Genomic DNA, 24424 nt, shown 5'->3' on the forward strand with positions numbered 1-24424 from the left:
GCCAGCCAGACAGGGGTGGGGCCCGGTTTCCAGCCGAATTTAGGGGAAGGGGATCGCGCTTGCCTCAGGGCGGGGGGTGGCCGTCATGGAGCCATGATTTCTCCGCCGATCACCCTGGGCCAAGGCCTCTGGACGGCCGCGTGGCTCGGCCTCGCCGTGTCCGCCGGCGCGGTGGAGCGCACGCTGACGATCGAGGCGCCGGCCGCAGTGGCGCCGGGGGCGGATTGTCCGGTTGTGCTCGCGGCCGGCACGGACGCGGGGCAGGGCGAGCGGATCGGGATGTTCCAGGCGGATTTTTCGGTGGACGGCGGGCGGACGTGGACGGGCCTGGTTTACCTGAACAACATCGAGCCGGCCACGCGGCAGGAGCGGGTCATCACGGCGGGACCGGCCGGTACCTCCGTGCAGGTGCGGTTGCGGGTGGCGTTCCGGGACGGGCTGGCGGGCGACGTGGATTACACGGGCGCGGCGCTGCGGTGGAACGGATCCTGGGGGAAATGGGCGGAGCCGCCGGCCAAGTTGGTGACGGTGCTGGTCAGATAGGCGAAGCGACCGCCGGCTCGCGGGCGAGATCGCCCGCGCTTCAGGTGAGGCCAATCGCGCCAACCACACGCCCCACTCAGTGCAGATGGTAGGCGCGCTGGAGGGCCTTGGCGCGCTCGATATGCATGAACTCCAGCGCCGGAACCCGCGCGGCCGGGTCGGAGGTCGCGGGGGCGGCGATGAGCTGGCGCAGCTCGGTGCCGCGCCAACCCGTGAAATCCGCCAGGGCGGAGGGCCAGCCGCGCAGGCAGAGGCCAGCGATGAGCAGCAGGAGCACGGCGGCCAGACCCTGGCGCAGACGCAGCCCGGGCAGCTGCGCGAGGCCTGCGGCTAAGAGCAGCCCGGCGAAAGGCAGGGTGGCGAGGAGGGAGCTGTATTGGTAGCGGGAGCTGAGTGCCGCGAGGAAGCCGGTGTGATGTCGGCCGATGCCGACGAGCACCGCATTGCCCAGGTCGTAGGCGAGCAGGAGGAGGAGCAGGTGCAACATGCGGCCGCGCGCGAGGCCCAGGGCGCCGGCCAGCACGGCGAGCTTGCCGGCCGCGAGCAGCAGCAGGACCGCGGGATGGAGCGAACTGCCGCCGGTGAGGGCATGGCCGGGGTTGAGCAGGAAGTAGGTGGCCCCGAACTCCAGGATGTCACCCCAGTGGCCGGCCAGCTGTTGGTGATTGCCGCTGGAGTTGAGCTTGATGACGAGCGCCACGGCGATGGCTGGCAACAGACAGAAGAGCGCGCCAGGCAGAGCGGGCAGCAAGCGACGGATTTGTCCGCTCAGCAGGGCCGGCAGCAGGAGACCGAGGGATAGGACCGCGCCGGTCAGCACGCCGCGCGAGAAAGAGCAGGCGCTGGCGGCGGCGAGGAGAAACAGCGGCAGGTGCCGGCGCCACGCGAACATGGCGGTGTCCGTGCGGTGGCGCTCGTGCCAGACGCAGGCGAGGAGCAGGAAGCTGGTGGCGAGCACGGCGGACCATTGGACGGACCAGCCGAGGGTCTCGAGGTTGGCGGGCGTGAGGGCGAAGACGAGCAGGGTGGGGGCGGTGGCGAGCAGGGGGAAACCGGCGCGTTGCAGCAGGCGGCCCAGCACGACGGTGTTGGCGGCGTGGGTGAGCCAGAGCAGCCAGAGCATGGCGGCGTAGCTGCCGCCGAAACCGAGGGCGGCACCGCCCCAAAGAACCTTGAACAGCGGCACGAAATTTTCGGCGAACACCAAGGTGGTCCATTGCCACAGGCCCATCTGCGCCAGCTGGTCGAGGAGGAAGAAATCGTCGCCAAACCAGAAGAGTTCCCGGAATTCCCGGTGCCAGATCAGGAACGGCGCGAGGGCGGCCAGCCCGGCGAGCCAGGGCAGAGCGCGGGTCGCGCGCGACTCCGATTCGGGTTCAGGCGCACCGGCGGGTGGGATCGCGGCGGGCGCGGCCGGGGCGCCGCGGCCGGACCACAGACTCGCGGCCTCCCAGGCCATGGCAGAGATGAAGACGAGCACCAGCGGGTAGACCGGCGCGAACGAGCTGATGGTGTGGACGGGGAATGAGCTGGCCTCGATCATGGCGTGCATGAGCACGGAGGCGGCGACCGCGCCCCAAGCCGCGGCGGCGACGGTGAAGGGAAAGGTCCAGCGGCGGTGCAACACCAGCCAGCCCAAGCGGACGAGGGCGCCGAGCTGCGCGAGCCAGAACAGGCCGGTCAGCACCGGGCGCAGCGCCTTGCCGATCGCATGCAGCGTGTCCGTCTTCGCCACGTTGAGCAGGTAGCGTTTGGCCCCGACCACATCGAGTTCCCCGGCCGGTGGGGAGAGGCGTTCGCGGGTGAGGTCGCGGAACAGCTGCAGTTCCTCGGCCGAGCCCGTGCTCGGGGGCGGCCGGGCGCCGAAACGGCTGAAGCGAATGACGAAGTCGGCGAAGTCGCGGGTGGCGCGGACGAAGGCGGGCGTCTGCGCATCGCGCCACGGGGGCACGAAACCGTGGCGCGGAGGGCCGGCGGGCAGGCGGCCGGAGTCGGCGGCGGCGTTGAGCTCGCGGGCGAGGCGGTCGTAGAACGCCAGGGCGTCGGCGGCGCTGGCGGCATGACCGGCCTTGGCCGTCGCCTCGCGCACCGCCCAGATCATCCAGCCTCCCCCGATCTGGCCCTCCTCGGCCGGCAGCCCGGTGAGGAACGACGAGGAGCCGGCCCACCCGGCGGCGAGACCGGCGTCGAACTGGTGCTGGAGTTCCGCGAAGGCCGGGCTGATCGCCGCCATCGCCTCACGCGCCTCGCGGGACACGGGGACAAAGGGCCGCTCCGGCCCGACGTGCACGCGGAGCATCGCGCCATAGGCCGCCTTGAATTCCGTCGCATGAAACTCACTGGTGCCAAACCAGCCGTAGTGGGTGCGGTTCAGGGTGCAGACGGCCAGCACCGGCAGGGCGGCGGCGAGGATCGCGGTGCCGAGCCCACCCGCCGCGCGGCGGAGGGCGATGCGGTCGAGCCGCGCGCAGCCGGCGACGTAGGCCGCGGCCAGCAGGAGCACGCTCGGGGCGAGCCAGACAACCTCCTCGCGGGTGAGATAAAAGGCGGCGGCGGCGAGACCGGTCAGGATCGCCCACGGGCGCTGGTGGCGGCTTGGTTCCGACCGGCGCAGGTATAACGCAATGAGTCCGGCGAGAATCAGGAGGGCCAGCGGACCGTAGACATGCTGGCGGAGCACGCGGCCCATGCTCGGACCGTCGAAGGTCATCGGGTTCCAGAGGAGCAGCGCAAAAATGGCGAAGCGCGCGCCGGCCGCGGTAACGGCCGGGCGCAGCGCGCGCACGAAGGCGCCGCAGGCCGCGGCGTAGAACGCGTGCTGGGCGAGGAAGAGGGGCAGCCCGATCAGGAAGGACGCGGCGATGAACAGCGGGTAGAACGGGCCCTTGGCGAGGGTAAGCTCGTGGTAGGGCCCGAGCCACTCGCCCGCCACGAGGTGGCGGGCGAGTTCGAGGAAGAGGCGGTCGTCGTGCCCGGCGCTGCCGATGGCGTAGACCCCGGGGCCGCGGCTGAGCCAGAGCTTGGCGGCCGTCAGCGTGAGCGCCGCGGCGAGCCACAGGCGGTTCCGGAGGGCAGGGGTCATGCGGCGTCGGTGCGCGTGTCGAGCCGCAGCACGCCGAGGAAGAAGCTGGTGAGGATCATCTGGCAGCCGAGCACGAGGCAGAGGGCGCCGGGGATGACGAGGCGCAGGGTCTCGGCGGGTTGCAGGCGGCCGAAGCCCTGGCCGCCCCAGAACCACACGGCGCCGAGGGACAGGCCGAGGCCGGCGGCGACCAGCCCGCTGCCGCAGACCAGGCCGGCTTCCAGCGTCAGGTACCGGAACCAGCCGTCGAAGCCCGCCTCGGCGCGGCGAAGCCCGGCGCGGATGGCGAAAAACTTGCTGAGGACGGCGAACGAGGCGGCCTGGAAACCGATGAGCACCGCCACGGCGGCGAAGAGGAGGGTGTGCACATCAAGTGTGATGCGGCCGAGCGGGAGCGGGCCCGGCACAAGGGCGGCACCGAGGATGAGGCCGACGGCCATGAGGAGGATGCCGGGATACCAGAACAGCCAGCGAGGGCTGAACAGGAGCATGAAGCGCAGGTGGCGCCAGCCGTCACGCCACGGGCGCAAGTGGGGCGGGCGGTCGCGGCCGTCCTTGCGCAGGATGGTGGGGACCTCCTCGACGCGGAGGCCGAAGAGCACGGACTTGATCACGATTTCGGAGGCCAGCTCCATGCCGGTCGTGCGCAGGTCCATGCGGCGGTAGGCGTCGGCGGAGAACGCGCGCAGGCCGCAGTGGAAGTCGCCGATGCCGGTGCGGAAGAAGAGGCGGCCGATGAAGGAGAGGATGGGGTTGCCGATGTGGCGGTTCTTCCACGGCATGGCGCCGGGCTCAATGCCACCGAGGAAGCGGTTGCCCATGACCAGGTCGGCACCCGCGCGCAGGCGCTCGACGAAGCGGGGAAGATGGCCGAAGTGGTAGCTGCCGTCGGCGTCGCCCATGAGAATGAACCGGCCGCGGGCGGCCGCGATGCCGCCGCGCAGGGCGTTGCCGTAGCCCTTGATGGCGATGGGCACGACGCGGGCGCCGGCCGCGGTGGCGAGCGCCTGCGAGCCATCGGTGCTGCCGTTGTCGGCGACGAGCACCTCGCCCGCGATGCCCGCGGCGGCGAGGGCCTCCATGGCCTCGCGCACGCAGCCCGTGATGGTCAGCGCCTCGTTGAGGCAGGGCATGACCACGGTGAGCTCGAGGTCCGGGGCGGAGGAAGGTACGGGGGCAGACACGGCCCGGAGCAAAGCACCCGGGCCGGTCATGGCAAAGGCAGAAATGACGGTAATGAAACCCTGACGCAGGCCGGTAGAATCATCTGTACGGCCGGGTTCGGCCGCGCACAACTCGAGCGTTGCCTATGGACATCTGCGCTCCATCACTTCTGGGCCTAACTCCCTGCAACCGCCGTACCAGACAAGTCTATCCCAAGCCCGAGCAATGCATGCCCAGACTGCCCGTTCCTTTGCCTACATTGATTGGCAGGGGGCCACCCGATCATGAATATCATCGCGACGGTACATGGCCGGTATGTTTTTGGGCGCCGGGTGCGGGTGCTGGCGGAGCACTTGGCTGCACTCATACCGCCAGGCGCTTCCGTGCTGGATGTGGGCTGTGGCGATGGCACCTTGGCCAAGCTGATCGGGGCGCAACGGCCGGATGTGACGATACGGGGTATCGATCTGCTGGTGCGCGAACACACCGCGATACCCGTGGAGGCATTTGACGGAGCCAAGTTTCCCGCCGCCGACGGCGCGTATGATGTGGTGATGTTCGTGGATGTGCTTCATCACACGGACAACGCCAGCCAACTGTTGCAGGAGGCGCGCCGCGTGTCCCGGCACAGCATCCTGATCAAGGATCACACGCGGAACGGGTGGCTGGCGGGGCCCACCCTGCGCCTGATGGATGCTGTCGGCAATGCGCGTTTCGGGGTGGCCTTGCCCTATAATTTCTGGACGCATGATCAGTGGCGGTCGGCCTTTGGCGAGCTTGGCGTCGTCGTCGAGGCCTGGAGTTCCCAGCTCCATCTTTATCCGGCGTGGGCGGATTGGGTATTCGGCCGGTCGCTGCACTTCATCGCGCAGCTGCGCGTCCAGCGTCCCGCACCGGGCGAGCGGTGAGGTTCCGGTGTGGCCGGGCGGGCGTTTGCATGGCGTGTGATCCCGGCGCCCGTCATTGCCACACGGCGGCATGGACCCGGTTGACGAATGGGCTCTCCGCACCTCGCAGTCACTCGATCAATTGATGCCGGACGAGTGCAAGCGCCGGGCTTAGGCCTACGCCACACGTCACGCCGGGAAGGCCAGCCCCAATGCGCAAGATCGCGCTTCAGAAATTCCCCGTCAACGAGATGGAATAGGTGCGGCCGCGCCAGTCGCCGTAGGCCTGCACGCCGGCGCCGGAGATGTCGTTCGCGTATTTCGGAAATGCGAAACCGGAGAGATTGTTGACGCGGAGCTGGGCGCTGAGGCGGAATTTTTCCGGCTCGCGCGGCAGCCAGCGGGTGAGGTCGGTCTGCGCGAAGACATCGAACTGCCAGTAAGGCTTGATGTGGGAATTACCCTGGGCAGGGCGCTCGCTGACGGGCAGGGTGCGGGCGCCGAGGTAGTGGCCGTCCACGCCGAAGCCCCAGGCGGGGGCGGACCAGGCGGCGCCGAAGGTGAGGCGGTGGCGCAGCAGGCCGGGCGCCGTGCCATCGGGCCGGCGGAGCTGGTCGACCGTCTCCGAATTCGCGAACAGCCGGCGTTCGTAACGTTGGAACCACACCCATCGGCCGCGCAGCTCGAGCCGGCCGCCGGCGAAGCCGGGCCACGCGTATTCCGCGGCGAGGTTCCAGTTCTGGGAGTGGCGGCGGGCGGCGTTGGCGGCGCCGGTGAGGAGCGCGGTGATGCGGCCGGTGCCGGCGGGGTCGCGCCGCACACGGTCAGGGAAGACGGACTCGAGGTTGAGCAGGGCGGCAGGCTCGAGCATGATGAACTCGTTGGTCTTGGTGGTATCGGCGAAATCGAGCGACGCGCGGAACCGGTGCGTGCGGCCGCGCGTGAACACGAGGCCGGCGGTCTGGGTGGCGGCGGACTCGGGGCGGACATCGGGGTTGATGGCGACGCGGGCCGCGGTGAGGTAGGTTTCCTGGCGGAGCGGGTCGAAGATGCTGATAAGGTCGGAGCCGCCCCCGCCGTCCCCGCCCTCGGCGAGCGGCCGGCTCATGACCGCGGTGGGAAAGCGGTTGGACGTCGTGAAGGAGCCGCGCAGGGCGAGGCCGCCGCGGAAATCGACCTTGAGGCCGAAGGTGGGGGCGAGGCTGGTCTCGTTGGACTGGGCGGAGATAATGTAGCGGACGGCGGAGTCGGTCTCGACGGCCGTAATGGCGCGGGGCAGCCAGCGGGCGGGCACCAGCGGGGCCTGGATCTCGCCGAAGACGCTCATGCGTTCCAGCGTGCGGCCGCTCCAGCGGACGATCTCGGCGGCGGGCGTGCCGTCGGCGTAGCGCGGTTCCTCGGTGTAGGCGGCCAGCCGGTTCAGGCGGTAATCCGTGCCAAGGTTGACGGTGCCCTCGCCGGTGGGCAGGGGCAGGGCCTCGTGCGTGAGGCGCACGGCGCCCTCCAGCGTGTGGTAGTCGCCGAGCTTCACGAAGCGGCCGGGGCCGCCGTAATAGATGAGCGCGCGGTCATAAAATTCCGGCGGCGGCCCGTGGACCTGCGTGTCGCGCAGCGGCTGGTAGCGGCCGTCGTCCACGAGCTGCTGCCAGCGGTCGGAATCGACGCCGACGAGGCCGCGGTAGCGCGCGAGGTTGCGGGCGTACTGGGTGTCGAGGGTCAGCCGCCAGCCGGCGGGCAGCTTGAGCAGCGCGCCGCCGACCAGCGACCAGGAGTCGAGCTGCGCCTCGTTGTAATCCTGGCCGAGGGCAGGCGTGGTCTCGTGCAGGGCGACGGCCACGTCCTGACCGAACGGATTGAGGGGCGAGCCGGCGGGCAGATCGAGGACGCCGGAGAAAATATCATAGCCGCGGTGGACGATGGTCCGGCCGTAGGTGGCATCGAGGCCGAGCTGCAGCCACGGGAAAGCGTCATAGACCGCCGAGCCATACCACGAGGTGCGCTGCTGTTCGCGGCCGTAGAGGTAGTCGCGGCTGTTGAGCGAGGTGGCGAGGCCGCCGGGTCCATCAAAGAGGTCGGTGCTGTAGCGGCCCTCGCGTCCCTGGAATGCGGCGATCCCGCCGGTGCCGTCGGCCCCGGGCGCGACGGAGGTGAAGCCCGCGGAACCCGGACCGAAGAGACCGGGAGCGGCGGGGTCGGCGCGGACGATATTGGGCGTGGCGCGGGGCGCGAAGGCGGCGGGGGTGCGCGCGAGGCGGGCGCGCTGGTAGCCGAGGTCGCGTTCCACGGGCGGCGCCGTGCGGGTGTGCGTGGCGTTGAAGCGCAGGCGCAGCCGACCGTCGAGCAGGGTCTGGCCGTGTGAGAGCGAGACGGAGGACTGGGGGGCGTCGAAACCGCCGAGGGCGTTGGTGTAGGTGGTGCGCAGCTCGGTGCCGTCGGCGTCGGGGGCCAGCACGATGTTGATGACGCCGCCGACGGCGTTGCCGCTGTAGAGCGCGGAGGCGGAGGCGGGAAGGACCTCGATCTGCTGCACCAATGCGAGCGGCACGAGGTTCACGTCCGGCGCGCCGAGCACGCCCGGATCGCGGGTGAAGGTCTCGGGCAGGCGGCGGCCGTTCACGAGGACGACGGTCTCGTCGGACTCGTAGCCGCGCATGCGGAGGTTGGAGCTGCCCGCGCTGATGCCGCTGGCGGTGCCGTCCTGCTCGGGCGGGCGGGTGGTGGTGGACTCGAGGATCTCGCGCTGCAGGAACTCGTTCAGCTGCACCACGCCGCTGCGGGCGATCTGCTCGCGGGAGAAGATCGTGAAGGGCAGGGCGTTGTCGGTGGTGCGCGGCAGGTCGAGGTTGCCGGCGGCGCGGCGGGGTGCGGCACCGACGCCCTCGCCGATGGGCAGGCGGTCGTGGCGCTCGTGGACGACGTACGGATCCAGGACGGTGACATCGGTCGCGGCCTGCAGGCGCAGGGGCGGGAGGACGAGCGCGTCGCCGGCCGTGACGGCCAGGCCGGCCTGTTCCAGGAGCCGGTAGCCGGGGCCGCCGGTATAAAGTCGGTAGATGCCCGGCGGCAGGTCGGGGAAGATGAAGGCCCCGGCACCGTCGGTGTGGGTGCGGTGGCGGGTCCCGGCGAGGGCGACCGGCAGGCTCGGGGCGGGTTCGCCGGCGGGGGTGAGGATGACACCCCCGAGTGAACCAGGTCGCGGCGTGGCGCGGGCGACGAGGAATTTCCCGCGCAGAGTGCGCCGGGCGGTGAAGCCGGAGGCCTGGAGCAGTTGCTGCAGCGCGGCCTCGGGCTCGAAGCGGCCGACGACGGCCGCGGCCGGCACGTCGCGCAGATCGTCGTAGGCGTAGAGCACCTCGACCCCGGCCTGACGGGAAAAGGCGAGCAGGGACTCGGCGGCGGAGGGGTGCGCGGGCAGGTTGAACTCAAGCGGCGCGGCGTGGCTGGCGAGGGCCAGCAGCGCTCCGAGGATGGCGGTCAGGCGGCGGAAGAGGGCCGGGCGGGCGGGCACGGGCGGAGGGGAAGCCTCAGGCCCCCGGGGCGTCGGAGACCACGATGGTGCCGTCGGGGGCGCGCGTGGCGTGCACGCCGAGGGCCGATTCCAGGTCGGCCAGAAAACCGTCGAGGTCATCGAGGCTGTAGCGGCCGCCGACCCGCTTGAGCGCGGCAGATTCCGAGGCGGAGATGCGGCGCCCGTGATAGGTGGCGAAGCGGTCCAGCGCCCCGCGCAGGGGGGTGTCGGCGAAGACGACCTGCCCCTGGCGCCACGCGAGCGTGTCGTCGAGCTGGCTGGGGGTGAGCGCCGTCTGCGCGACGGCTTGATCCGTGCGAACGAGGCGGTCGCCCGCCACCAGCGAGCGGGTGGTCTCGTCGCCGGGGCGGACCTCAACCGTGCCAGCGCGGACCGTGACTTCAAGGCGGCCGGAGGAGGCGGTGAGGACATTGAACTCGGTGCCGGTGACACGGACGGAGCCGGCGGGAGTCTCGACAAAGAACGGCCGGGCCGGGTCGTGGGTGACGCGGAAGAAGGCCTCGCCGCCGGCGAGGCGTACGCGGCGCTCGGTGGCGGTGAACGCCACCACGGCGGCGGTCTGGGCGTTGAGTTCGAGCACGGAGCCGTCCGCCAGCGTGTGGCTCTGGCGGGTGGCGACCGGGGTGCCGAGGTTTTGCAAATGATTCTGTGGCTGGCCTGGCCACAGAAAAACCGCGAGAGCTGCGGCCGCCGCCAGCGTCGCGCCGGCCAATGCCGGCCAGCGTGACCAGGGAAACGATCGGGCAGTCTCACGCGCGGTTGGGGTTTCCGCCAAGTCGTCCCTGACCCCTGCAAGCAACGGTAGCTGCTGTTCGAGATCGGCGGAAAATTGACAGTAAGCGGAGAGGAGCGGGCGGTGGGCCGGGTCGGAGGCGAGCCAGGCATCGAGGGCGGCGCGGTCCGCGGCGGACAACACGGAGCCCTCGAGGCGGGCGGCCCAGAGGGCGGCCTGCTCGTCGGCGGCAGGCGAGGTGGGGGAAGGCAGGTTCATGGGCGGGCCTCCTGGGTGGGTGCCGGACCGGGTCGGTCGGCGGCGGGTTGGAGCGCGACGCGCAGGAGGCGGAGCGCGCGGGCGTGGTGTTTTTCGACGGAGCTCACGGCGAGGCCGAGGCGGTCGGCGATTTCCTGGTGGGAGAGGAGCTCGACCTTGCGCAGGAGGAGCACGGTGCGGCAGCCCTCGGGCAGGGCGGCGATGGCCGATTCGAGCTGTTGGAGTTCCTGCCGGGCCATGACCTGCTGGACGACGCCGGGCGCGGCGGAGGCCATGCCGTCGATGGCGGGCGAATCCGGGGTGATGGCGGCGATGCGCCGGCGCTTGAGCCGGTTGAAGGCCAGGCGCCGGGCGGTGGTGTAGAGCAGGGCCTCGGGTTTCTCGGCGGACTGTTTTTCCACGACGGGAAAGACGCGCAGGTAGGCGTCGTGGGCGACATCCTGAGCCTCAGCCGGATTGCCGAGGATGCGGGCCAGATGGCGGCGCAGCGGCGCGACCGTGCGCCGGTACAGGCCGGCAAAGTCCCGGGACGGCGGCAGCAGCTCTGACATGGGGGGATCTTGTAGCACGGTACCCCCATCTGACAATCCTGCTGAACAAACCCGCCATCGGGGTCCGCAATTTCAGGCCGGCCCGACCGGATGCCGCCGGCACCACCAGGAACCGAAGGCCAGGAGGTAGGCGACCAGGGCGATGATGCCGAGGGAGGCATGCAGCCGGCCGCGGGTCTCCTGTTGGAGGCGCTGGCCCAATGTGTCGGCGAGATCGGGGGTGTCGGAGGGGATGGGCGGCGCGACGGCCACCCAGCCTTCCGGGCCGCTCCGGCCATCATAGAGCACGAGGCGGGCGGGCAGTCCGACGTAGGCGCTGACGTCTACCGGCCAGTAGGCGATGGTGTCCTGGTTGGGACCAGGGCAGCCAATCTCCTCATCATGCCAGACCCCTTGGGTGTCGAGCAGACGGAGGCGCAGGCCGTTGCCCTCGCTGTTGGGGTAACCCGCGATGGGTACGATCAGCCAGGGTTTGGTCAGCGGGAAAGGCGAGCTGAGCACGGTGCCGGTGAATTCGGAGCCGGCCGGGGCGGTGCCGAAGTAACGGTTGCGCACCTCGATCGGGTCCAGGGGGGCGGCGCCTTGCAGACGTTCGGGGCCGTAGGGGGACTCCGTGACAAATTCAAAAGTCAGTCCGCGTACGGCCGAGTTGCCGCCGAGCAGTTGGTCCCAGCGGGCGGCGCGATCGAAGGCCAGGGGATTGTGCCAGGCGAAGAGACCGGCGGTGCAAGCGAGTCCGAGGACCAGAGCGACCCGGCCGGGCCAGCGGTCGGTCAGGGGCGCAGGCGCGGGCGGCGGGCGCGCGGTCGAGCCGCGCCAGGCGAGCACGCCCAGGCCGGCGAGCAGAACGGCCAGACCGAGGACGAGCAACCCCGGCCAGTGGGCCAGGAGCCAGCGGAAGAAAGTGCCGAGGGCGTAATCGGGGGCGGCGGGATTCACCGAGGTGGGCAGGAGCTCGCGGAACGCGGGTTGGTCCAGGAGGGCGGTCACCACGTCCGTGTTTTGCGTCAGAACCCAGCGGGTCTCGGGCTGCTCGAGCAGCTGGCGGTCGCCCCGCTGCAGGTACGCCTGCACCGCGTGGCGTCGGAGTTCGGCGGTAGGCGCGGCGGTCTGGTGGAAGTAGCGGGCGTGGGCCTCGGTGGCGTTGTGGAAGAGCCCCGCGCCGACCAGTCCGGTCCAGGCCAGGGCGGCGCCGAGGAAGAGCGCGCGGCGGGGTCCCGGGGCGGGCAGCAGCCGGGTGAGGGCGAGGGCCCCGGCGAGGACGCCGATGAAGAGCACATCCCCGTAGCGGGAGACATGCTCGTTGATGTCGCCGACGCGGGCGAATGCGAGGGCGCCGGCATGCGCCCAGCCCCACAGGCCCAGGGCGAAGATGATCCGGTCGAGGTTGCTGGTGTCCGGCCGGCCGCGGAGGCGCAGGGCATGGATCAGCCAGGGCAGCGGCACCAGGACGGCGGCGCCCGGCAGGATGCTCGGCCAGCCGAGCAGGTGGAGGAGAGCGCGGAGCAAGTCGAGGGGCGAGCGCGCGACCTGGGCGAAGGAGTGTCCCGCCGGCGCGCACGCGTGGATGAGGGCCAGCAGCCCGAGACCGAGGAGGGCGACGGCGGCGGGGGCGGCCCAGGCGCGGCGGTCGCGCGGCCCGGTCCAGAAATACGCCGCGACAACCGCCAGCGGCGCCAGCCACATGCTGGCGAGGGTGAAGAGCCCCGCCAGACCGGCGGCCTGGGCCAGCCACCAGCCGCGGCTGCCGGGCGCGTGCGTGAAGCTGCCGAGCACGTGGAGCAACAGGAAGACCAGGGCGAAGGGGAACTGGGACTGGAAACCCCAGGCGATGTTTTCCCAGGCGAAGGGCAGGGCGCCGCCGGCGAGCAGCACGATCGTGGCGTAGCCGGCCGCGCGCGGCGCGAGGGATTGCCAGACCCAGCGGGCGGCGAGCCAGAGGAAGGTGCCGTGGAGCGCGGCGTTGACCGTCATCTGCACCAGCGGATCCCAGCGGCCGGTGAGCGCGACCTGCAGCCAGGCGAGCAGGCGGGTCCAGACCGGCAGGTGCTCGAAGTGCGGCACGAAGAAGGCCCACGGGCGCAAGGTGCCCGCGAGCCAGGGGCCGATCAGCTGCTGGGCCTCGATGATCCACTGGTCGTTGTAGGGCACATCGCTGCCGAAGAGATGGATCTCGCGGAGCCGGGCGGCGAAGACGGCGAGGGCCACACCGGCCGGTACGAGCCAGCGCCAGCGTGACGGGGCCGCTGATGAGGATGAAGCGGCTGTCGCCGGGCGGTTCCACGCCTGGAAGGCCTCGACGGCCATAACGGCAAGCGCAAGCAGGTAGAGCGGGTAGGCCGCCGCCATGGCGGCCGGTGTCATATTGTAGAATGAGGTGACGTGGACGAGGACGTTGATCGTAAAGTAGGCCAGGCAGGACACCAAGAGGGCGGTGGCAAACCCGAGCAGGAAGGTGATGCGACGTTCGAGCGCCGACTCGACCAGGCGGGTGAATCCGACCAGCAGCAGCAGCGGTCCCAGCCAGCCGAGCACCAAGCCGGTCTGCTTTCCGATCAGATCCAGCCATTCAACCTTGCGATGTTCGAGGTCGCTCTGGGTGGGCGGAAAAGGGTCGGGGGAGCGCGGGGCGTGGCTAAGCCGGGTCCCGACCAGATCCCGGAAAGGCTTCAATTCCGCATAATCGCCCTCGCTGTCGAGGGACCGGGCGGTGAAGCCCTTGAAAAGCACGAAGTAGGCGCAATACTCCCTAGCGCCAGCCAGCAGCGGCCCGATGGAATCGTGCCCAAGCGGCGGCAGGAAACCACGGCGGGGCGGCAGGGCAGGGACGCGGCCCGCGTCGCAGGCAGCGTTCAATTCATCCGCGACCTGCTGGTAATAGCGCAGCGCCTCACCGGCATCCGAGGCCAGTCCCGCCTGGATCACGGCATCGCGCATCGCCCACATGAACCAACCCCCGCGGATCTGACGCTCGGAAATTGGCGCCACGCTTGCATCGAACCAATGGGCACCGGCGGCACCCTCCAGAAAAGGGCGCACCCGGTCGAAAGCCGGGCTGAGGGTGTAGGCGGTTTCCCGCATCTGGCGGGTCACGGTAACGTGTTCGATCCTTGGGCCGGTCTGGAGACGGGTCAGGGCGCCATAGGCGGCGTTGAACTCAGGCGCGCGGAATTCCACGGTCCCGAACCATCCGTAATACCGGTGGTTCAAGCTGCAGACGACCAGCACCGGCAAGAGCGCGGTGATGAGCAGCAATGACAGGCTGGCCGCGAGGGGGCGCCAGCGGGTGATGGCTTCGCGGCCGAGGGAGGTTGCGATGCCGAACAACACCAAACCGACGGCCGGCAGCAGCCACACGCTTTCCTCGCGGGTGAGCCAAAACAACCCGAGGGCCAGACCGGCGGATGCGGCGGGTAGAGCCTGGCGCCGCCAGGATTCCCGGCGGCGGGCGAAGAGAGTCACGAGGCCGGCAAACACCAGCAAAGCCAGGGGGGCGTAAATATTCTGCCGCATGAGCCGGCTGAGGTTGCCCGCGTCGTAGCTCATGGGATTCAGGAGCAGAACAGAGTAGAGCAAGAACGCGATGGAGCCGGAGCGCAGCCAAGGGGTGAGGGCGCGGGTCGCAGCCGCACAGGCCCCCGCGTAGAGGAGGTGTTGGGCGAGCAACAGGGGCAAGCCGGTCCAGAAAACCAGGGCCAGGAACAGAGGAAACATCGGTCCTTTCGCCAGCGTGAACTGGTTGTAAGGCCCCAGCCAGTTGCCATCCAGGAGGTGACCGGCGAGGCCGACGAACAGTTTGTCGTCGTGGATCGCCGGGCCGATGGCGTACACGGTCTGTCCGCCGGTGAGCCAGAGCTTGACGGCGGTGAGCGTTACCGCCGCCCAGAACCACCCGCGGTTGACGGCGGCGGGGGACATCAGGGGCGGGTGGAGGCGTGGCGGATCACTTGAACTCGATGCCGGTCCAGCCGGTCCAGTCGAAGGCGTACTCGCCGAACTCGCCCGGATCGATGCGGAAGGTGACGTGGCCCTTGCCCTTGGGCAGCCGCGCGGTGAAGCGGGCCAGGCCGCGGTCGTCGAGTTTGGTCACCGGGTTGAGGTAGCGCTCGTGGAGCACCACGCGCTCGCCGCCATCGCTCCAGTAGATGGTGAAGTGCGCACCGTTGGTGCGGCCGCCGTTGAGGTAGGCGCCGGGCACGAAGCCGTAGCCGCCCGAGACCGTGGTGGCGCCGGCCGGCACCTCGAAGACCATCTGGCTGGGCGCGTGCATGATCATGACGCGGTGCTTGTCGATCGCGTCCTCGTTGGGGGCGTTGAGTGCCTCGTAGGAGATCGGGGTGTCGACGAACATGTGGAATTTCGCCTTGTCGGCGTTCTTGAAGTATTCCTTGCCGGCGTCGGAGGGCGGCAGGGAGAAGAACGAGACCTTGATCTCATCGCGCAGGCAGTCGGCGTCCTGCGGGGCGATCACGAGGCGGATGGACGCGGCCCGGCGGGGCGGCACCCCGCCGGCGGCGCGCATGAAGTCGAGCATGTCATTGACCACGGGGCTGAGCATGAAGCCGGCCCGGCCGATGGGTTGGGGCAGGCGGTGGACCGACTCGACGCCCTTGTCGTCGACGATGTGGAGGTGCACCAGCGGCGGGCGGAAGAGGAAGCGGCGGAGTTTGCCGAGCAGGTTGAAACGGTAGTCGATCTCGACCCAGATGTTGCGGTCGGCCAGGTCGGTGAGGTCGATGGTCTCCTCGAAGCGGTGCGTGGCCTGCCGGATGGGCTTGGGCTCGAGGACGGCGGCGTCGAAGGCGCCGGGCTTGCGTTGCCAGAGGGCGTAGCCCTGTTCCGAGAACAGGTAGGTGTAGCGCTGGATCAGCAGCCGCAGGGCGTGGGGGTCGTCCATGGTGGCGAGCCGGCCGTCGATGGTCTGCAGCTTGAAGAGGACAAATTCCGGGGCCCGGTCCGAGGCGTAGTAGTCGTGGTTGAGGCGCGAGAGGTACGGGGTGTAGGCGGAGTAACCCTGGAAGACGGGCCGGGGTTGGTAGTTAAGGCCGTTGTAGATCGCGATGGCCTGCTCGTAGCCGAGGACGTCAACCGTTGCATTTCCGACGATGGCCTTGGTCTTTTTCAGATCCACGGTGTCGCGCTCGGCCGTGAGGCGGTCCTGGTAGAGGTTGCGCTGGTGGGTCTGGCCCCGCGCGAAGGCGATATGCAGGTTCACCTTGTCTTGGTTGGCCGCGAGGATGCCACGGACCAGGCCGGGCAGGACGGTCTCCAGGCTCACGAGGGTGATCAGGCTGGCGGCGCCCAGGAGCACGGCCTTCAGGGTCCGGAGGCGGGGCCCGTCCGCCAGGAGGAGCGGGGACGTGGTGGCGATGGTGAGCACCGCAAAATAGAAACCGATCTGGTGGCCGTCGGCGCGGATGAAGCCGTGTTTCCAATTCAGGTAGAGGTGGGCGAGGGCCGCGAGGGTGAGCGCGCCGCCCCGGACGAAGTCGGGGCTGGTGGCGAAGTTGACGGCTAGGTAGGCGAGGATGAGCGCGACAACGCTCAGGCCGAGATAGAGCTGGGCCGGGGGGCAGGAGTAACCCATGGCGTCCTGGTAACCCTGGCTGATCTCCCACGAGCTGTGGAAATAGGCGGGCAGGTTGGCCAGGTGCTGGCCGCAGAGCGTCCAGCCGGCCAGGAAGAGCCCGAGGAAGAGGGCGGGGACGCGCAGCGCGGGGTAGCGACGGACCTGCCACAGTTCCAAGGCGCCGGCCAGCAACACGAGAAAGAAGCCGAAGAGCAAGTTGGTGAACTTGACCAGTGCAAGAATCACGAGCAGCCCGATCAGGGCGGAGGAGCTCCAGCGCCATGGTGCTTGGCTGCGCCGGATCAGCTCCGTGCCGATCATGGCCATGATGGACTGGTGCATGGCGTCCTGATACGACAGGCCGAACAGAAAGAAGAAGAGGAAGCAGAAGATGCGGGCGTAGCCGGTCAGCCGGTAGGCGTACCAGAAGACGATGGCGGTGAAGACCACAGCCTGGACCACGTGCCAGCCGATGAGGGCGCCCCATTGCCCGCCCCAGTAGGTTTTGCCCATGGCCCAGCCGAGGGGACCGTAGGTGAAGACGACCTCGGTGCCGAACTGCCGTCCCTCGGTGAAAAACTTGCCGAGGGCCATGCGCCACGAGGCATCCAGTTCGACCGAGGGAAATTGCGGCAGGGCGAACGCAATCAGGGACATGGTCAGGAAGCCCAGGATGCGGAAAGTCCAGTCGAGGGGAGTGGCTTTGGAAGAAAGTGGGGGGACGGTGTCCATGGATGGCAGAGGATTGCTTAAAATCGGGCGGGGGGCGCGTCTAGCGATAATTTTCCAGCAGCAGGTCGGACCAGAAGGTCCAATCACTGGCGGAGTTGTCGGCGGGGCCCATGCCCGTCACCAGCTCGAGTTCGCCGCCCCCGTGGGGCGGGAGGGTGACGCGGAAGGTGTGAAGCCCGCGGTCGGCGGGTTCGTCGCGGGGGCGGAGCAGCCGGCGCAGCAGCACCTGTTCCGCGCCGCCGGCCGGCCGCCAGCGCACGATGAACTCGGCGCCGTCGCTCGGACCGGAGTTCTCGGCCGCGTAGGCGCCGGGCCGGATGCCGAAGCTGCCGCGCAGCGCCGCGGCGGCCGCCGGCACGCGATACACGAGGGAGGAGGGGGCGTGGGCGAAGTATTCCAACCGGCCCTCCACGAGGGAAGCGCCCGCTCCGAACGGAGCGGTGGCGACCACGGGAGCCAGCGGTGCACCGAGCGTGCCCAGCGGCAGGGTGGCGGCGAGCTCCGCGGCGAGGGGCGGGGCGGCGGGGGTCGCCGCGGCTTCGCCGGGGGCCAGCAAGACGTAGAGACGGAAACCCTGCGGGATGAACTGCTCCGGTTTCTCCAGGCGGTAGCGGGCCCGGATAAATCCTTGGAGGGCGGGGAAGTCGTCGAGCGGGTATTTTTGCCAGTGGCGGTTGGGGCCGGCGCTGCAGTCGACGATGTACCGGGGCGGGCGGGCGGTGAGTTCGGCCAGCAGCGTGTCCATGGTGCCGGGGACAACAGCATAGGCCGTGTTGCGGCCGGGCGCGATGTTGGTCCACGGCACGAGCCCGCTCAGGAACGAAGCGTAGAGGAAACGGCTGGCGGGGCGGCGGTCGGCGTGGAGGTAGATGTCGGGGTGGTAGCCCCAAACAAAGATGCGGTCGGCGGGGGCGCTTTGTTCACGGATGTAGGCGGAGACGCGGATGGAGGGATCTTCGGGCAAGGTACGCTCGCGGGCGGACCAGGCGGCGACGAGGGCATGGCCAGCCACGCCGGCGAGGATGAGGGCGGCCACCACGCGGAGGCTGCGGGTCCGGGCGGCGGCCCGGGCAACCGCGGCAAGGTGCGCGAGGACCAGTCCCGCCCCGAGGCAGAACGGAGCCAGAAACTGGATCGTGTAGTGGTCGAAACTGCGGCCGCCTGACGCTGCGCCGCCCAAGCCGGCGAGCGTCCACACCGCCAGGTAGACCAGGGCGGGGTTGCTGGCGGATTCCGCGGGGGCGGGCTGCCTTTGCAGGAGCCGGTGGACGATGACGAGGCTGCCGGCGAGCCACAGGACCAACAGCAGGGGTTGGGTGCCGACCAGTTGGAGCGGCACAACAGCGGAGGCCACGCGGGTGGCTGTCGTGATTTCCGGGCCATAATACGCGAGGTTGTAGCTCCAGGTGTAGAAGACGGCGTCGCGCAGCGCGCCGTGCGCGGCGAAGTAGGCGAGCGCCAGGCCGATGGGGAGGCCCCAGCCGGTGGCGATCGCGGCTAGGTCAGCCAGAACGGCGCGGGCGGACCGTGCCTGCCGCCAGCCCAGATAGAGCACGGCGGCCAACGGGGCGGACAGGTCGAGCAGGGCGGGTTGCTTTGAGAGAAACGCGCAGCCCGCCAGCAGGCCCGTGGCAAGGAGCCGGCCCAGACTGGGGAGGGCGCCACCGGTCAGGAAAACCGCGGCGGCTGCGCTGGAGAAAAATGCCACGAACCACTCGGTGTTGGCGGCATTGGCGTCGCCTTGGAAGAGCACGCTGGTGGCGAGGAGCACGTAGAGCAGTCCGGCCGCGACCCCGGCGGTGGGGTCGCGGATGGCGCGGGCCGCCAGGAAAAGCATCCCGCCGGTGGCGGCGACGAGCGCGGCAATGAAGAGGCGCACGGCCCAGAGATTGTTCTCGCCGGCCACGGCGAAGACCGCCGCCACGGCATAATAGGAAAGCGGCGTGCGCTGATCGACCGCATCGCGATAGAGCACGCCGCCGTCGAGCAGCGTGCGGGCGGCGGCGGCGTGGATCGCCTCGTCGACGTTCCACAGGCTGAAGCCCAGCGATGGCCAGCGCAGCCACAGGGTGAGGGCGAGCAACGTCAGGGCGGCGACGAAGCCGATGCGGCGGGCAGGGCTCATCGGTGGGCGGCGGGCGCCACCGCCCATAAGCGGGTGGAACACCGGCAGGCGGCCGTGGCGTGCGAGCTCGTCATAGGCCCGGTATAAAACAGGGAGAGGCGCGGCGGTGTCAGCATGAATCGGGAGGGAGCGTCGGCGGGCGGGCCGTTTGGGTTACTGACCACCGGGCCGGGAAAAACCGCCGCCGGGATGACGGGTGGCCGCGGGCAGGGCAGAACGCACTTGCCCGAACCCCGGGGGGCGGTTGTCTCGCCGCGTGACGTCCCCCAGTCCCACCGGCCGCAATCTCATTCCCTGGCAGGCCGCGTTGCTGGGCGCGGCCGCCGCGCTGGTGCTGCTGGGGCCGTGGTGGAAGCACCACGGCTATTTGCGGGATTTTTATGACTACGGCCTGGTGATGGCGGGCGTGGGCCGGATCGACGCCGGGGAGCGGCCGTACGTGGATTTTGTGACCCCGATCCAGACGGGGCTGTTTTTGTTCAACGGCTGGGCGGAGCAGCTGGGCGACGGCACCTACCAGGCCATGACGCGGGGGGCGGCGGTGCTGACGGTGCTCGCCGTGGTGGGGGTCCTGGGGATCTACGCCCGGCGGTGGGGCGCCGGCGCGGCGGCGGCGCTGGCGGCGGCCTTCACGGCCATGACCGCAGCGCAGCATACGATCATCTGGCACAACACCCTCGGCGCGCTCTGCATCGCGGTGGCCGCCGGCAGCGCGGCGGTGGCGCCGGTGTGGACCCGGGCGCAGTGGCCGTGGCATCTGCTGACGGCGGCGGCGCTGGTGATCGGCGGCCTGACCAAACTCAACGCGCACCTCGTCGCCGTGGCGGGGGTGGTGGCGTGGGCGCTTTATGCCGGCAGCCAGCGGCGGGCGACGTGGTCGGAGGTGGCGGCGACGCTGAGCGGGGTCGCGCTGTGTGCGGTGGTCATTCCCGTGGCGGTCGAGCTGCTTTGGACGCGGGCAGACGTGCCCACCTGGTGGTATAACGTCGTGGCGCTGCCCTTCAGCAGCCGCTCGGGCGACCTGGCCACCATGCTGGACGCGAAGTTTTATTTCGCCGTCCACCATGACTATTACGGGGCGCTGCCCGTGCCGCAGGTCGGGGCCCTGGGATTGGCGGTGACCGCGGCCTTTGCCGTGACCGGGATCAGGCAACGGGGCCGCGGCCAAGCCGGCTGGGTGGTGGCGTCGGCGCTCTTCGCCGCGGCGGCGGGGGCCGGGCTGCTCGCGACCAACTATGAGATCGCGTACGTGGCGATGGGGGCGTGGTTCGCGCTGCTGGCCGCGCTGTGGGTGGGCTTTGGGTTGCGGAGCAGCGGGGTCGCCTTCTACGGCGGTCTCCTCGGACCCGCGCTGCTGGTCGGGGTCCTGGCTTGGCTCTCGGCGTGGGAGGGGCAGCGCTCGCAGTTTGGCTATTCGCGCGCGGCGCGGAGCGAGTACCGGGCGGGCGAGGCGATCGGGGCGGATTTTGCGTATCTGCGGGGCACGTCGGTGCCGCCGGAAACGGCGCAGTCGATGCAGGTCGCGGCGGCCCGGCGGGCGGCGCAGCCGGCCGCGGATCGCACCCGGGTGTTCTACGGCCCCGGGGCGGAATGGCTCGAACGGATCTGGCCGACGTACCAGATGCCGGGCATGCCGCTGTGGATGCACGGTGGCACCAGCTACGGGGCCGCCGAGGAAGAGCGCTTGCACGAGGCGCTCTCCGCCGGCGGGCCCTACCTCCATGTGATCGTGCCCGAGGCCCGGGACCATTGGGGCCCCCGGATCGCGCCGCTGCTGGCGGGCAAGTATGAGCTGAAGCGCATGGGCCCGGTGTGGTTCCGGTACGACCAGCTGCCCCGGGGATCGTCTCGTGGCAGCCGCTGGAGTTCCAGCGACCCTTTGGCGGCAACGTGAACGCGATGCTGCTGGAATCCTTCATGCCGGTGCAGACGCTGGCCGACGGACGCACTTTTCTCGGCGTGGACCGGGCGCAGGGTGAGGTGAAGGTGCTGGCCCCGAGCAACCGCATGCAGGCGGAGGCCGTGTTGCGCCGCGCTCCCGGGGTGCGCCCGGCCGCGGGGGCGGTGGTGCGCTTCGAGGCTTTCTCGGTCGCGGGGGGTAACTCTTACCCGCGGGGCACGGTTGAGCTGACGCTGGGCGTCGACGCAGACGAGCAGGTCCTGAACGTGCCGGTGGATAGTGGCGGCTCGCCGGTGCGGTTGGTTGTGACGGTACCCCCGGAGCTGGCCGGACAGGTGACGGCCGGTTGGCGGGCGTTGAACATCCTGCACGCGGTGGATGGTCCGGCGGCGCCGTCGGTGCTGCGGTCCGGCGCGCGGGACATCCATCCGGCCGGCGCGGAGATCCGGGCGGCGTTGCTGCCGGCGGACTGGTCGCCGCCGGAGGTCCACGTGCGGGACGTCCAGGTCGGGCCGGACGGATTGGAGCTGCGTCCAGGGGGCGAGATCTGGATCAGGCTGGCGGGTTTGTACCAGGAGATCAGCGGCGTGGCCACGGTGGTGGACCGGCCCGCCGGGGCGGTGGACCCGGTCCTGCGGGTGGTCTATTTCAAGGGGCCCAAGCTGGACGTGCTGGTCCAGTCAGCGATCCGGGCCCCGGCGGACAACCTGCCCTTCAAGGCGTGGTCGGCGGAACGGGACGGCTGGCTGGTGCTGATGCTGGAGCCCTATCGGACCTCGCCTGCGGTGCGGATCCGCCTGACCGGGGTGCGGGCGGCCGAGTGAAGAGGACGCGGAAGTTGGCTTGCCCCCGGCCGACGGGCTTGGCCTATATCGGCGACACATGACCGAGACTCCCCGCCGTTTGTCCCCGCTTGCGTGGTGTTTGCTGGCGGTGGCGATGATCGCGGCCCTTCTCCCGTGGTGGCGGAACCACAATTACCTGCGCGACCTGTATGACTACGGCCTGGTGTTGGCCTCGAACGGTCACCTGGACCGCGGGGAGCGGCCGTATGTGGATTACACGACGCCGATCCAGGCGGGGTTTCTCGGCCTGAACTGGCTGATCGAACGGGCGGGCGGCGGCACCTATGCCGCGCTGACCCGGGGCGGGGCGGCTCTGATCGCCGTGGCCTCGCTGGTCCTGACGTTGATGCTGGCGCGGCGCTGGCCCTGGTGGGCCGCGTTGATCGTCGGTACTGCGGTGACCGTGGCGAGTGCGTCGCAGCACACCATCCTCTGGCACAATACGCTCGGGGTCTGTGCCCTCGCGCTGGTCAGCTGGGCGGCCGCCTGTGCGCCGGTGGTGCGCCGCGTCACCTGGCCGTGGCATCTCCTGGCGGGCGTGGGGCTGTTTCTCGGCGGGATCAACAAGCTGAATTTTCACCTGGTCGCGCTGACGGCAGCGGTGGCCTGGGCGGTGCGGGCGGGATGCCGGCGGCAGGCCGGCTGGGGGCGGGTGGGGGTGACCGTGCTGGCCGCCGGGGTGGCGGGGGTGGGGTTGCCGCTGGCGGTGGAACTGGCCTGGACCGGGGCCTCGCTGCAGGTCTGGCTGGCCAACGTGGTGCAGGTCGCCGCCGGTTCACGGCTCGGCCTGCTGAAGGACGTGTGGTCCGTGCATTTCCTGCTGAGGCCCATCCATGAGTATTACGGCGAGCTGCATCTGCCCCAGGTTGGGCTGATGGGGGCGTTGCTTTCAGTGATGGGGCTCGCCGGCTGCTGGCCGCGGCGCGCGGCGGTTGAGGGTTGGGACCGGCTGTTTGTACCGGTGGCGGTGGCCGGAACGGCGGCGGCGGGGGCGGCGCTGCTCGCGACCAATTTCGAAATCGCCTACGTGGGGCTGGCGGCGTGGCTCGTGCTGGTCACGAGCCTGTGGCTGGGATTTGCCGGGCCGGACCGCCGGGCCGTATTCGTCGCCGGCCTGATCCTGCCGGCGGTGGTGATCGGGGGCACGGCCTGGTGGTCGGCCTGGACCGGGCAGCGTTCGCAGTTCGGTTTCTCGGATGCGCCGCGCGCGGACTATGTGCCGGCGGAGAACGCCGGCGCGGCCTTCGCGCCCCTGCGCGGGCTGCGGCTGCCGCCCGACCTGATGCTGAGCCTGGAACTGTTCGAGGGGACGCTGCCGGACCCGGACCCGCAGGGCCGGCGACCGGTGTTTTATGGCGCCGGCTTGGAATTTGTGGACCGCTTCTACCCGGCGCGGGCGAGAAAAGGTGAGCCGCTGTGGTTCCATTGGGGGACGAGCTACGGTCCGCCCGAGTTGGCGCGGCTGGGCCGGGAGCTGGCGCGGGATGATCTCTACGAGGCGGTGTTCATCCTGCAGGCCTATGATGTCTGGCCGCCGGAGCTGCGGCCGGTGCTGGAGCAGCATTACGTCAAGGACCTGATCGGTCCGCGGGTGCGGCGCTGGAACCGCCAGTACGGCTACAAGGTGAACCTGGCCGACACGCTGGAGACGCTGGCGCAGCTGGGGGGCAACGTGGATGGGCGCATGCTGCACCTGCAGCGCCAGCCGCTGGGGATCCGCCGGACAACGGATGGCCGGCTACTGCTGGGCACCACGCGGGCGGCCGGGCACGTCCTGCTCCGCGCGCCGAGCTACCGCTTTGGAGGCAAGGCGGTCCTCGACCGGCTGCCCGGCGCGGGGGACGGCCCGTTGAGCGCCGACGTGAAAGTCATCGTGCACGGCGCGATTCCGGAGGAGGTGCGTTGGTCGGGCCGGCTTGAGCTCCCGGCCGGGCAGCAATCGGTGACGGTGCCCTTCCTGGCGGACGGGCATGGCAAGCAACTGCTGGTGTGGATCACGCGGCCGGAGGAGATGGCGGGGCGGGTGCTGGCAGGGGTGCGTGATCTGGAAATCACGCATGCCTTCGAGCAGCTGGGCGAGGCGCCGCGGTTGCGCGACGACGTGCCGGCGGACAGCCCAGCGGACCCGGAGTTAGGGACGAGTCTCTTCGGCCCGATCGCCTGGCGGCCGCAACAACTCGTCGTGCGCGGCGGGTGGGCGACGGCCGGGGGCCTCGCGCTGCCGCCGGGCGGTGAGCTGTGGCTCCACACCGAGGGTATGACCGGCGAGGTGAGCGGCCAGCTGGTGTGTGCGGACGTGGCCGGCACGCCGCCCGCGGTTCGGGTGCTCTGGTACAAGGGTGGTCGCGTACAAATCCTGCAGCAGGGTTGGCTGAGCCGGGATCAACCTTTTGCGTTCCGGGTCTGGACGGCGGAGCCTGGCGGATGGATCGGCGTGATGGTGGAGCCGACCGCCGGGGCGGCACCCGCGGTGGCGCGGGTGCTGAATTCCACGCTGATTCCCTGA

Annotated in this window: 13 protein-coding genes; 5 read left to right on the top strand and 8 right to left on the bottom strand. The window is 70.2% G+C overall.

Annotation, left to right across the window (positions count from 1 at the left end; all coding sequences use genetic code 11):
* The first annotated feature begins 93 nt into the window (after positions 1–93).
* A complete protein-coding gene (locus Verru16B_RS09985) occupies positions 94–543 on the top strand; it encodes a hypothetical protein (RefSeq protein WP_069962148.1) in 450 nt (149 codons plus the stop codon).
* A gap of 76 nt (positions 544–619) precedes the next feature.
* Here the strand turns inward: Verru16B_RS09985 and Verru16B_RS09990 are convergent, their stop codons facing one another.
* Entirely contained in the window at positions 620–3625 is a 3006-nt protein-coding gene (locus Verru16B_RS09990; RefSeq protein WP_069962149.1) for a hypothetical protein, read from the bottom strand.
* On the bottom strand, positions 3622–4758 hold the full coding sequence (locus Verru16B_RS09995) for a glycosyltransferase (protein ID WP_069963700.1): 1137 nt from the start codon (positions 4756–4758) through the stop codon (positions 3622–3624). Before Verru16B_RS09995 ends, Verru16B_RS09990 begins: the two co-directional genes overlap by 4 nt.
* 315 nt (positions 4759–5073) lie before the next feature.
* On the opposite strand from Verru16B_RS09995, the gene Verru16B_RS10000 reads away from it, so the two are divergent.
* A complete protein-coding gene (locus Verru16B_RS10000) occupies positions 5074–5697 on the top strand; it encodes a class I SAM-dependent methyltransferase (RefSeq protein ID WP_069962150.1) in 624 nt (207 codons plus the stop codon).
* A gap of 208 nt (positions 5698–5905) precedes the next feature.
* Here Verru16B_RS10000 and Verru16B_RS10005 read toward each other — a convergent pair whose 3' ends face one another.
* The 6 genes from Verru16B_RS10005 to Verru16B_RS10030 form a co-directional block, all read right to left on the bottom strand.
* Positions 5906–9184, bottom strand: a complete 3279-nt coding sequence (locus tag Verru16B_RS10005) for a TonB-dependent receptor plug domain-containing protein (RefSeq protein ID WP_069962151.1) — start codon at positions 9182–9184, stop codon at positions 5906–5908.
* A gap of 16 nt (positions 9185–9200) precedes the next feature.
* Positions 9201–10196 (bottom strand): FecR family protein, encoded by a 996-nt coding sequence (locus Verru16B_RS10010; protein ID WP_069962152.1) that lies wholly within the window; start codon positions 10194–10196, stop codon positions 9201–9203.
* Positions 10193–10747 carry an RNA polymerase sigma factor gene (locus tag Verru16B_RS10015; RefSeq protein ID WP_083270256.1) on the bottom strand — a complete coding sequence of 185 codons (555 nt, stop codon included), beginning with the start codon at positions 10745–10747 and terminating at the stop codon, positions 10193–10195. The genes Verru16B_RS10010 and Verru16B_RS10015 overlap by 4 nt, the downstream gene beginning before the upstream one ends.
* A 72-nt stretch (positions 10748–10819) precedes the next feature.
* Positions 10820–14665, bottom strand: coding sequence for a hypothetical protein (locus Verru16B_RS10020; RefSeq protein WP_069962153.1), 3846 nt, complete (start codon positions 14663–14665; stop codon positions 10820–10822).
* Positions 14666–14690: 25 nt separating this feature from the next.
* Positions 14691–17048: a hypothetical protein gene (locus tag Verru16B_RS10025; RefSeq protein WP_069962154.1), complete on the bottom strand. Its 2358-nt coding sequence runs from the start codon at positions 17046–17048 to the stop codon at positions 14691–14693.
* 40 nt (positions 17049–17088) lie between these two features.
* Complete coding sequence (locus Verru16B_RS10030; protein ID WP_069962155.1) at positions 17089–19173, bottom strand: glycosyltransferase family 39 protein; 2085 nt, start codon at positions 19171–19173, stop codon at positions 17089–17091.
* A 256-nt stretch (positions 19174–19429) separates the two neighbouring features.
* On the opposite strand from Verru16B_RS10030, the gene Verru16B_RS10035 reads away from it, so the two are divergent.
* The 3 genes from Verru16B_RS10035 to Verru16B_RS10045 are packed head-to-tail and all read left to right on the top strand — an operon-like array spanning position 19430 to position 24424.
* Positions 19430–21067 (top strand): hypothetical protein, encoded by a 1638-nt coding sequence (locus tag Verru16B_RS10035; protein WP_069962156.1) that lies wholly within the window; start codon positions 19430–19432, stop codon positions 21065–21067.
* Positions 21064–21897 carry a hypothetical protein gene (locus tag Verru16B_RS10040; protein WP_157772371.1) on the top strand — a complete coding sequence of 278 codons (834 nt, stop codon included), beginning with the start codon at positions 21064–21066 and terminating at the stop codon, positions 21895–21897. The genes Verru16B_RS10035 and Verru16B_RS10040 overlap by 4 nt, the downstream gene beginning before the upstream one ends.
* Before the next feature lie 58 nt (positions 21898–21955).
* Positions 21956–24424 carry a hypothetical protein gene (locus tag Verru16B_RS10045; protein ID WP_069962158.1) on the top strand — a complete coding sequence of 823 codons (2469 nt, stop codon included), beginning with the start codon at positions 21956–21958 and terminating at the stop codon, positions 24422–24424.

The organism is Lacunisphaera limnophila (assembly GCF_001746835.1).
Taxonomy (GTDB): Bacteria; Verrucomicrobiota; Verrucomicrobiia; order Opitutales; family Opitutaceae; genus Lacunisphaera; species Lacunisphaera limnophila.